General features: G+C 45.9%; 11 protein-coding genes. 9 read left to right on the top strand and 2 right to left on the bottom strand.

Going from position 1 to position 10,525, the window contains the following annotated elements; genetic code table 11:
- The 8 genes from IQ235_RS09040 to IQ235_RS09005 form a co-directional block, all read left to right on the top strand.
- Positions 1-690: SufD family Fe-S cluster assembly protein (locus IQ235_RS09040; protein WP_264321148.1), on the top strand; the 690-nt coding region annotated here is incomplete at its 5' end.
- 203 nt (positions 691-893) lie between these two features.
- Positions 894-1,427 carry a GNAT family N-acetyltransferase gene (locus tag IQ235_RS09035; protein ID WP_264321147.1) on the top strand — a complete coding sequence of 178 codons (534 nt, stop codon included), beginning with the start codon at positions 894-896 and terminating at the stop codon, positions 1,425-1,427.
- A gap of 79 nt (positions 1,428-1,506) precedes the next feature.
- A complete protein-coding gene (locus tag IQ235_RS09030) occupies positions 1,507-2,061 on the top strand; it encodes a restriction endonuclease subunit R (RefSeq protein ID WP_319592565.1) in 555 nt (184 codons plus the stop codon).
- 63 nt (positions 2,062-2,124) lie between these two features.
- Complete coding sequence (locus IQ235_RS09025) at positions 2,125-2,781, top strand: hypothetical protein (protein WP_264321145.1); 657 nt, start codon at positions 2,125-2,127, stop codon at positions 2,779-2,781.
- A gap of 61 nt (positions 2,782-2,842) precedes the next feature.
- Positions 2,843-3,628, top strand: a complete 786-nt coding sequence (gene sufC / locus IQ235_RS09020) for a Fe-S cluster assembly ATPase SufC (RefSeq protein ID WP_264321144.1) — start codon at positions 2,843-2,845, stop codon at positions 3,626-3,628.
- Between the two features lie 182 nt (positions 3,629-3,810).
- Positions 3,811-5,142 (top strand): Fe-S cluster assembly protein SufD, encoded by a 1,332-nt coding sequence (sufD, locus tag IQ235_RS09015; protein ID WP_264321143.1) that lies wholly within the window; start codon positions 3,811-3,813, stop codon positions 5,140-5,142.
- A 116-nt stretch (positions 5,143-5,258) separates the two neighbouring features.
- A complete protein-coding gene (locus tag IQ235_RS09010; protein ID WP_264321142.1) occupies positions 5,259-6,521 on the top strand; it encodes a SufS family cysteine desulfurase in 1,263 nt (420 codons plus the stop codon).
- Positions 6,522-6,537: 16 nt separating this feature from the next.
- The gene (locus IQ235_RS09005) at positions 6,538-7,122 is read left to right on the top strand and encodes a Uma2 family endonuclease (RefSeq protein WP_264321141.1); all 585 of its coding nucleotides are present in this window, start codon (positions 6,538-6,540) and stop codon (positions 7,120-7,122) included.
- Positions 7,123-7,221: 99 nt separating this feature from the next.
- On the opposite strand, the gene IQ235_RS09000 is transcribed toward IQ235_RS09005, so the two are convergent.
- Positions 7,222-8,001, bottom strand: coding sequence for a hypothetical protein (locus tag IQ235_RS09000; protein WP_264321140.1), 780 nt, complete (start codon positions 7,999-8,001; stop codon positions 7,222-7,224).
- Complete coding sequence (locus tag IQ235_RS08995) at positions 7,994-9,124, bottom strand: AAA family ATPase (RefSeq protein ID WP_264321139.1); 1,131 nt, start codon at positions 9,122-9,124, stop codon at positions 7,994-7,996. The genes IQ235_RS09000 and IQ235_RS08995 overlap by 8 nt, the downstream gene beginning before the upstream one ends.
- Positions 9,125-9,279: 155 nt before the next feature.
- Here IQ235_RS08995 and IQ235_RS08990 point away from each other — a divergent pair.
- Positions 9,280-10,525: SH3 domain-containing protein (locus IQ235_RS08990; RefSeq protein WP_264321138.1), on the top strand; the 1,246-nt coding region annotated here is incomplete at its 3' end.

Below are 10,525 nucleotides of genomic sequence, written 5' to 3'. Positions count from 1 at the left end.
GTGGTGGAATTGGTGGCGCTCGATGATGCCAAAATCAAGTATTCCACCGTGCAAAACTGGTTTGCTGGGGATGAAAACGGTAAAGGCGGAATTTACAACTTCGTTACCAAACGAGGAATTTGTAAAGGCAAAAACTCCAACATTTCCTGGACTCAGGTCGAAACCGGTTCGGCAATTACTTGGAAGTATCCCAGTTGCGTTTTGGTTGGTGATAACTCCGTCGGTGAATTCTATTCCGTGGCGCTGACGAATAACTGCCAGCAAGCGGACACCGGCACCAAAATGGTGCATATCGGTAAAAACACCAAAAGCACGATTATTTCCAAAGGAATTTCTGCCGGACGTTCTCAGAACAGCTACCGGGGATTGGTAAAAATGGGGCCCAAAGCTGAAGGCGCGCGCAACTACTCCCAGTGCGATTCGATGCTGATTGGGGACAATGCCGAAGCCAATACCTTCCCCTACATCGACGTACAGAACAATGCGGCGAAACTCGAACACGAAGCTTCGACATCCAAAATTGGGGAAGACCAGTTATTCTACTTCACCCAGCGGGGAATTTCCGAAGAAGATGCCGTATCGATGATTATTAGCGGCTTCTGTAAGGATGTGTTCAACGAACTGCCGATGGAATTTGCAGCCGAGGCAGACAAGTTACTGAGTTTGAAGCTTGAAGGTGCGGTGGGGTAATTTCAGCGTCGGTTCGCTGTTATTTGTGACTGAATAGGACTTACGCAAAGCTTCCATTTGTAGGGTGTGTTGAGGAACGAAGCGCACCACAGCAAGTATATATGGTGTGTATGCGTAAGTTCTAACCGCTAGATGCAAGTCAGTTGTCGGTTAGCGGCCATTAATTTGAATGCTAACCTAATCTTTTTTGAAAAGAGAATCGAATGGGACTCGCGAAAATTTCTGGAGATGGGATTACTGATAGAGTGATGATTCGCGATGCGATGCCCAAAGATATTTCTCTTATCTTTGGGTTGATTCAGAAGAAAGCAGAGTTCGATCGCCAGATGGGTTCGTTTTCAGGAACTTTAAAGGCAACGCCAGAAAAGCTATCGAAAACGTTGTTTGGTGACGTTCCATTTGCCAAAGTCATACTTGCTGAAATTGCCGGAAATGCTGTCGGATTTGGGCTGTATTACTTCCGATACTCATCTTTTAACGCTCTGCCCAGTTTATGGCTGGACGATTTGTATATTGAATCGAAAGCGAGACATCAAGGAATCGGCACAGTTTTAATCAAAGAAATTGCGGCGATCGCCCAAAAATATAATTGCACTCATCTTGCTTGGAATGCGATCGAAACTAATCAACCTGGCGTTCGTTTTTATCATAAAATAGGCGCAGAAATTGTGGCACAAGAGGGTGATATTTTTTTGTTTAAAGCAAGCCCAACTAAAATTTTAAAAACAGGTTGTTAAAAGGATTCCTTCGATGATTCAAACTCTACAATCGAGAAATGTAACTCTTCGAGATCTCATCGATCGGTTTGGGATTCAGTTGGTTCGAGATGAAAGCTTCTTTCCCGAATGGCAGACAGCATTACCTGAAATCACCGATGCTGAAAAGCAATTATTAGACAAAGTTAAAAGCAGATACTTTAACTTGGTTGAATATCCACCCTTTCTAGAAAAAACAGTTCAGATTGCAATTCTTTCGCCACTTTTATTTTTGGCAGACTTCTTTTTACCTCCATTTCATATCAAAGCCGAGAAATCAACCGAAATTATTACCGAAGATGAAGGCGTTATTATCCGAGGTCAGCTCGACTTTGTCGTATTAAAAGAAAGAGTTTGGCTGATGGTCATTGAATCGAAAGAAATGTCGTATTCCCTCGAAGTGGGACTGGCACAATTGCTCTCGTATATGCTGGCAAGTCCGCATCCGGACAAGCCGGGGTATGGAATGCTGACGAATGGCGGAAGTTTTACGTTTGTAAAGCTCGTGCGGGAAGATGTGCCGAAATATAAAACATCGAGATTTTTTGAATTACGAAATCCTGGCAACGAATTATATGACGTTCTTAGGGTTATAAAGCGAATCGGTCAATTATGATTTTTGCGATCGAATTATATTTTTAAAGTCTATTTCGGTGTGAGTTAAATATGTTTATTTATTATGATGTTACTTTACTTAATATTTAAAACAACAACAATCCCGATCGCCGCTGGAATTGTGATGGGAAGTACCCCGATCGCCGCTTTATCTGAAACTCACTCGCAAGCGATCGATTCTCAAGGGATAAAATGCTACGAAAACGTACCGGTCGATGGCGAGAATGAGGAGGGCAAAACAACGTTTCTAGAACTAGAAGTCGAAGTCGAAGCGATCGCGGGTTCAGAGGGCGAAACGCAGATGAATGCAGATGGAACGGCGTGGCAGCAAGTTGAGTTAGAAACGGGAACGCAGTGCTGGGTTAATACTAGCAACCGCGCGATCGAACAACTAGAAACCTCATTTGAAATCTCTTCTTTTCCAGTTCCAAACGATCGCGGGAACTATCTCCCGAGTTCCCCCAATCACGATCGCTGGGAAGTGACAAATCGCGGTTTGAGCGGCTTAAACTGCTATCAAACTCATCCTCCCAATCAAGGAAGCCATCTAGTCGTCTCGCGATTATTCAACGGACATATTATGACGGCTGCCGAATCGGAAACGGATGCTGAAGCCATTGTCGAACACAACGATCGAACCTGGATGGCAGTCAGCGATCCGTGGTCGGGACAAGCCTGTTGGGTTCGCGCCCACGAAGATTTTATCAAACCGATCGAGTAAAGTTTAGATCCGAATTTCGATCGAATTATTTCCACTCAAACATTCAACCGAGAAACCACTCATGATTAGTAAAGATAGCGACATTATCCTTTCCGTCAAAAACCTCACCGCAACAGTCGAAGAGACTCCCATCCTCAAAGGCTTAAATCTCGAAATTAAAGCCGGGGAAATTCATGCCATTATGGGCCCGAACGGGTCTGGAAAAAGCACGTTTTCCAAAATTCTCGCCGGACATCCCGACTACGAAGTCACTGGGGGCGAAGTTATATTTCAGGGACAAAACCTGCTCGAACTCGAAACCCAAGAACGAGCGCTAGCTGGAATATTTCTTGCGTTTCAATACCCGATCGAAATTCCCGGTGTCAGCAACCTCGATTTTCTGCGCGTTGCCTACAATTCTCACCGCAAGCATAAAGGTTTAGAAGAACTCGATACCTTTGATTTCGAGGATTTAGTTGAAGAACGGCTCGATGTCGTCAAAATGGATGCGTCATTCCTCAATCGCAGCGTCAACGAGGGCTTTTCCGGTGGGGAGAAAAAGCGGAATGAGATTTTGCAAATGGCTTTACTCGAACCGAGTTTGGCAATTTTGGATGAAACAGATTCCGGGTTAGATATCGACGCGCTCAAAATCGTCGCTAATGGAGTGAATCAGTTGGCAAAACCAGAAAATGCCACCTTGATGATTACTCACTACCAGCGGTTGCTAAACTACGTAGTTCCCGACTTCGTTCATGTGATGTACGACGGCAAGATTCTCCAAAGTGGCGGCAAAGAACTCGCCCTGAAATTAGAAGATCGCGGTTACGATTGGGCGATCGAAGAACATGAAGCCGCACTCGTTTAATTGGAAATAACCAACCCCTTCTACTTTTAAGGGATGAGAATTAAATAACTTTGTGTGATGCGAGGAGGAACCCACCCCCAACCCCTCCCGAGAGGGGAGAGGAACCCAACTCGTTGACTGATGAAATCGAACACCGTATTAAATCCTCGATCCTAACTGTTCCCCATTCCCCGTTCCCCATTATGAGTACGCAATTCGCCACCCAAGAACGAGTTTCCTATTTAACCCAACTCCTCAATTTACGATCGCCCGCTAACTCCGACTTCTCCGAAATTCGCGATCGGGCAGCGGTTTGGTTGCAAGAACTTGCCATCCCCACAACCCGCGATGAAGACTGGCGATTTACTGATTTATCTTCGTTGCTAGACATTCAGTTTCAAGCGCCCCCCAAAGTCGAAATTAGCCCCGAAACGATCGCCGAGTTCGTACTTCCAGAAACTGCCCAAAGCCATCTAGTATTCGTCAACGGGAAATATGCCTCCACGCTGTCGAATTTAGAAGCGTTGCCCGAGGGAGTGTTCGTCGGTAATATTGCTCAGCTATCAGCCCAAAAACGCGATCGCCTCGGGGAGTATTTGGCGCAACAGCCCGGAAACGAGGAAGTCTTTACCACCTTAAATACTGCGAGTTTGAGCGATGTGGCGATCGTTTGGGCGGCGAAAAATAAGGCGATCGAAACCCCGATTCAACTGCTGTTTGTGGCTGCAACCGGAGACGCACCGACATTGGTGCAACCGCGATGCCTCGTCGTCGCCGAAGCCCACAGCAGCCTGACGCTTATCGAGCAATATACCTCAACCACTGCCGGTTGTCCCGATGCGAAAGGCGATCGGGTATACTTCACCAACAGTGTTGCCGAACTCTGGGTGGCAGACAACGCCCAAATCGAACACGTACGAATGCAGCGGGATGCGGGGAATGCTTTCCACATCGGTAAAACAGCCGTTACCCAAAGCCGAGACAGCCGCTATACTTGCCATGCGATCGGGTTTGGGAGCAAACTTTCTCGCCATAATTTAGATGTGTTTCAAGCCGGAGAAGGAACCCAAACCACCCTCAACGGCTTGACGCTCATTTCTGGGCAACAAGTCGCCGACACCCACAGTACGATCGCCCTCAACTGTCCTAACGGCACGGCAAATCAACTCCATAAATGTATTATCGATGGCAGCGCCCACGGGATTTTTGACGGGCGGGTTTGCGTGCCCAAAGCGGCGCAGTTAACCAATGCCAGCCAACTCAACCGCAATCTTCTCCTGTCTCCCAAGGCACGGGTGAATACCAAACCGCAACTCGAAATTGTCGCCGATAATGTCAAATGCGCTCACGGGGCGACGGTGAGTCAACTGGAAGAAGATGAGGTTTTCTACTTGCAAAGTCGGGGACTCGATCGGCAAGCCAGCGAACATTTGTTGGTGGATGCTTTCGGGGCAGAAATTTTGCAACAGATTCCCGTTTCTTCGATCGGTAAAATTCTGTCTCAGTGCGTTTCTTGCCGAACCTATTTAACTTGAGAAGATTGATGAGTTATCGATAACCTCCACAGTGCGAGCATCTTGCTCGCGTTCATTTCTAAAATGTAAATTGCGATCGCAAAAACATCTTTTTATCCCATTTTTCCCAAAAAACCATGACTCTAGTTCGAGAAAAAACAATAGCCGATCGCGTCCGCGCTGACTTTCCCATTTTGCACCAAGAAGTACACGGCAAACCGCTGGTGTATTTTGACAATGCGGCAACTTCTCAAAAGCCGAAAGCCGTCCTCGACGCGCTACAACATTACTATGAGTTTGATAACGCCAATGTTCACCGAGGCGTGCATACTCTCAGCGCGCGGGCAACTACGGCATACGAAGCAGCGCGAGATAAGTTGGCGGCATTTGTAAATGCGGCATCTCGCAACGAAATTGTGTTTACTCGCAATGCCAGCGAAGCGATTAATTTGGTGGCTTATTCTTGGGGAATGAATACCCTCAAACCGGGGGATGAAATCATCCTTTCGGTGATGGAACACCACAGCAATTTGGTTCCCTGGCAGTTGGTTGCCCAGAGGACGGGGGCGGTGTTGAAATTTGTAGAGTTGACGGAAACAGAAGAGTTCGATCTAGAACAGTTTAAAACCCTGATTTGTGAGAAAACGAAACTGGTTTCAGTGGTTCACGTTTCCAATACCCTTGGCTGCATCAGCCCCGTCGAAGAAATTGTTAAGATTGCTCGTAAAAATGGTGTAAAAGTATTAATTGATGCTTGCCAAAGCTTGCCTCATATGCCCGTTGATGTCCAAAAAATTGACTGTGATTGGTTGGTGGGTTCTGGGCATAAGATGTGCGCGCCGACGGGAATTGGTTTCTTGTATGGCAAGTTGGATGTACTCCGATCGATGCCTCCTTTTTTGGGTGGGGGTGAAATGATTGAAGAGGTATCTTTAGAAAGTTCGACCTATGCGGATTTACCTCATAAGTTTGAAGCGGGAACCCCGGCGATTGGAGAGGCAATCGCGATCGGGGCGGCGGTGGATTATTTGAGTGGCATTGGCATGGATAAAATTGCCGCGTACGAACATGATTTGTGTGCTTATTTATTTGAAAAGTTGGCAACCATTCCCCAACTGCGAATTTACGGCCCAAAACCCAATTCTGATGGTAGCGGACGGGCTGCATTGGCAGCATTTACTGCTGGAGAACTCCACGCCAACGATGTTTTACCCCTCCTGGATGAATCGGGGGTTGCAATCCGTACGGGACATCATTGTACGCAACCGTTACATACCATTCTCGGGGTGTCTTCGACGGCGCGGGCGAGTTTGTATTTCTACAATACCGTTGAAGAGATTGATGTATTCGTGGCAGCGTTGAAGGATGCGATCGAATTTTTTAGTGAGATTTTAGGCTAATGGATAATGACGAATCATGCAAGTTACAAAAGCGCGATCGTATTCCCCAGAAGAATATTTAGAACTCGAAGTCGCGGCAGAGTTTAAAAGCGAGTACATAGACGGTCAAATTTTGCCGATGGCAGGTGGAACGACAAACCACAATCGCATTGCTTTAAACTTTTCAACCGAGTTAAGCTTTGCGTTCAAGAAACTAGACTTTCAAGTATTTATGGGAGATGTCCGCCTGTGGATTCCCCAGCGGCGCATCTATACCTATCCTGACGTAATGGTGGTTGCTGGAGAACCGGAATATCACAATAGCAGAACGGATACGATCGTCAATCCGATCGCGATCGTTGAGGTTTTATCGAATTCAACTCAAGGATACGATCGACGGGGTAAATTTGAAGCCTACCGTACTATTCCCACTTTTGAAGAATACCTCTTAATCGACCAAAATAAAATTTATATCGAACAGTATTTTAAAACGGCGAATAAACGATGGTCTTTATACGAGTACGATTCTGAAGATGAGGCAGTTTCTCTTAATTCTGTCTCATTCGAGATTTCTTTAGAAGATATTTTCAATAAAGTGCAGTTTAAAAATAATGATATATAATTCTTAAGAATTCAGCCACACGAGCCAATCGTCGATCTCAAATAACCTTCAACCTAAATCCTTAATATAATGCGGCATTGCAGTTATCGAACAGATATCCTAAGACTCGCAAATAATAGGTACTAATCGTTCCTCTATTTCCCGAATGTAATCTGTTAAACCCGTATTTTTCCCGCGTTCTTGTAGAATCATCAAACTGGTTTCTTCCCAACACTGCCGTTCCCGTTCCATATCTGTTGCCGTTAGTTCTCCGACGATAACTTTGGGATTTCGCAAGCGATCTCGATCTTCTCGGGAAGTCGATCGTAATTTCTCCGACTCCGTGCAAGGATCGAATGCTAACTGTTGTTTTATCTTCGCGAACAGTTGTTCTTCGAGTGAATTTGCTGGAATAAATCCGTTGAGAACCCAAGCCTCGCGCATCCGATTTGCCGTTCCCAGGACAATTTCTAGTTTGGGTTTTCGATCGATATCTTGCATTCGAGCTTGTTCTAAACCTTCTCGGCGTTCCGGCTGATTATCCAAGTCGCGAATCAAGAATACGGCTTTAATCGCTCTCTCTTTTTGCAAAAAATAGACTAAATTGAGAATTTTGATTGCGGCTGCACCATCGGCTTTAAGGGGTGTATTATTGGTTCGCCTTCTACCGAGAAATCGTGGTGGACGAAATTGCGAGGTGTCTTGAAAATTCTGAACGATTTTCTTAATATCTTTCCAGCAAGAGTTGTCTGTATTCTCCTGTAAACCACTCCAGCGAAATAGATATTTCAGAGTATCTCGCTCCAACCACTCGATTTTTTCGATGAGAATTCGCTCTGCTAACTCAGTTGCCGTTCGTGCGTCAGCATCACTCTCGACAATAACAATAAATTCATTCACTAACTTCGCTACCTACAACCCACTCTTCACCTTCAGCATCCCAAAATTCTCCCGTTGTTAGCGTTTTTTTTGCCCATTCGATATCGGGATGCTCGTCTAAGCGTTTGGTAACGGTAAATCCTGAATGAGTATTATTTAAGACATGAACTTGTGAAGGATTTAGCTCATCAATAATATAAGGAGAATGAGTTGATAAGATAATCTGTAGATTTTCGTTGGATTTCAGTATTTCTTTTAAGACATCCATTAATTCTCGTTGTGCTTTAGGATGAAGTCCCTGTTCAATATCATCGAGTAATACTAAATTAGGTTGCTTTGGATGCATTAATACGGTAAGTAAACCTAACGCAAGCATCGTGCCTTCGCTAATTAGATGAGCGGGAAGTCGCTCTCCAGTATTCATATCTAAAATTACTTCTTGCCCGATCAGCTCTTGATTTTCTTCATAAGGAATTAATTTTCCATTTACTTCAATTGAACGCTGACGATTCAAGGCAACTTTTGCCCGTCTTATTCCTATATCTTTAACAGTCGGAACAATCTTTTTTAACATCTCCTTGAGCATCTGAAAATTTTCGGATGCTTCGTTACGTATATAGTCTAAAGTGGGAGCAAGACCATCATTTTCAAGTTCTGGTGATATTTTTTCACTATAAGCTGCTTTTTTTAAATCACTTTCTGTCAACTTTAAATAAACCGAACTTTTTAAAAAGTTAGGGATTATATCCTTTAAGTTCTGCTTCATTATATTTTGCTGTAATTCATATAGATGAAATCCTTTATTATTAACACAAAAATTACTTGAGGATTGCCATTTTGAAGGTGTTTTTTGATGGCGATAAAAAGATTTCCATTTGATTTCGGGAAAATCTTTTAGATTGCCCTTAATAGTTACATTCATTATTCGTTTATTGAATGTTGTGATAAATTCAGGTGATTTGTTATGGCTAAAAATTGAATCAATGCGTCTAGTCGTTAATTGACTCATATAATGTAATGCTTCCAAGACAGAAGTCTTTCCCGAACTATTTTGACCGACAAGGGCATGTAAACGAGATTTATCAAACGTGAGGTGAGTCGATCGATGACTTTTGAAATTTTCCAGCGTTATACTTTCTATCATTAGAAATATCCCTATAGTCGTCGGTCATATTTTGAGAGTTGAAGAGAATGGTTCGATCCAGACTAGCGAAACGACCGATTTAAACTTATTACTTATGACGGACAAATAATGACTTATTTATGGTAATATACAGTCGCCCTAAATCTTAATGGTTAATGTCAAACGCAAAGGCAAGTTTCGATCGGGCGTTCCCTTGTCTCCAGATATTAGCACCGACCGCTCTGGGAGTGACCGTATTGGGAGCGGCGATCGCATCTTCAGTGATGGCGCAACAATCGCTGTATATCGCCTACCCACCGGCCAACCACCAAACTACGGCCGATCGCATCTTCTTCATCGGAACCGCCCCACCGGAAGGAGAAGTGTCCATCAACGGACAGGCGATCGAACGCAGCCCGGCCGGACATTTTGCCCCCAGTTTGCCCCTCCAAATCGGTGAAAACAGGTTCACCATTCGCCACGAGAATCGAGAATTGGAAATCGTGGTGACGCGCAACTCCACCGCGCCGGTAATGCCCGAGGGGATTAACTTTGCCAAAGGTTCCCTGATGCCCGTCGAAGCGATCGCCCGTCAGCCAGGAGAGTCTATCTGCTTCGATGCGATCGCCCCAGCCAACGCCAACGTCTCCGTCACCCTCGCCAATCGCAGCGTTCCCCTCCTCCCCCAGTCGGAAATCGTCAGCTTGCCGGCCAACAACGCCGTCCTCACCGGGGATAACCAACCGAAAATCCAAGAAATCGCCCCAGAAATCGCCGCCGCCTATCAAGGTTGCGCCACCTTCTCCACCCCCGGCAATTTGGGCGTACCCACATTTAACCTGGCAATGGACTCGACGACGCGCAGCCAGCCGGGATTAGGGGCGATCGAAATTCTCTCGCCCGATCGAGTTGAAATGGCCGAAGTCATCGTCGATGCGGGAGTTGCCCGCACCGGGCCAACCACAGACTACTCCCGCCTCACACCCCTACCGAGGGGAACCAAAGCCGCCATTACCGGCAAGGAAGGGGAATGGGTGCGCCTGGACTACGGGGCGTGGATAAAAGCCGAGGAAGTGCGGATTTCAGCGGCTGGCGCACCACCGCGATCGAACATTCGCAGCGTGCAATCGCGCCCGACAGATAAGTGGCTCGAAGTCTACTTCCCCCTAGAAGTGCCCGTACCCGTCTCCGTCGAACAAGGGACGCGCAAACTCTCCCTCACCCTGCACAATACCACCGCCCAAACCGACACGATCGCCTTTGACGAAAATCCCCTCGTCGATCGCCTCGACTGGCAGCAAGTGGATGGCGATCGGGTGCGCTACACCTTCTATTTCAACGAATCCCAGCAATGGGGGTACAAACTCCGCTACGAAGGAACCACCCTGATTCTCTCCCTGCGCAACCCTCCCCGACTGACCG

The sequence above is a fragment of the Zarconia navalis LEGE 11467 genome (assembly GCF_015207075.1).
Classification (GTDB): domain Bacteria; phylum Cyanobacteriota; class Cyanobacteriia; order Cyanobacteriales; family Geitlerinemataceae; genus Zarconia; species Zarconia navalis.
Note: the sequence above shows the minus strand (reverse complement) of the source record. Positions and strands in the feature narration are given on the sequence as shown.

Excerpts from the sequence above, each read along its gene's own strand:
- IQ235_RS09035 (WP_264321147.1), top strand. The coding sequence starts at position 894 with ATGGGACTCGCGAAAATTTCTGGAGATGGGATTACTGATAGAGTGATG.
- IQ235_RS09005 (WP_264321141.1), top strand. The coding sequence starts at position 6,538 with ATGCAAGTTACAAAAGCGCGATCGTATTCCCCAGAAGAATATTTAGAA.
- IQ235_RS08995 (WP_264321139.1), bottom strand. The coding sequence starts at position 9,124 with ATGATAGAAAGTATAACGCTGGAAAATTTCAAAAGTCATCGATCGACT.
- sufC (WP_264321144.1), top strand. The coding sequence starts at position 2,843 with ATGATTAGTAAAGATAGCGACATTATCCTTTCCGTCAAAAACCTCACC.
- IQ235_RS09025 (WP_264321145.1), top strand. The coding sequence starts at position 2,125 with ATGATGTTACTTTACTTAATATTTAAAACAACAACAATCCCGATCGCC.
- sufD (WP_264321143.1), top strand. The coding sequence starts at position 3,811 with ATGAGTACGCAATTCGCCACCCAAGAACGAGTTTCCTATTTAACCCAA.
- IQ235_RS09010 (WP_264321142.1), top strand. The coding sequence starts at position 5,259 with ATGACTCTAGTTCGAGAAAAAACAATAGCCGATCGCGTCCGCGCTGAC.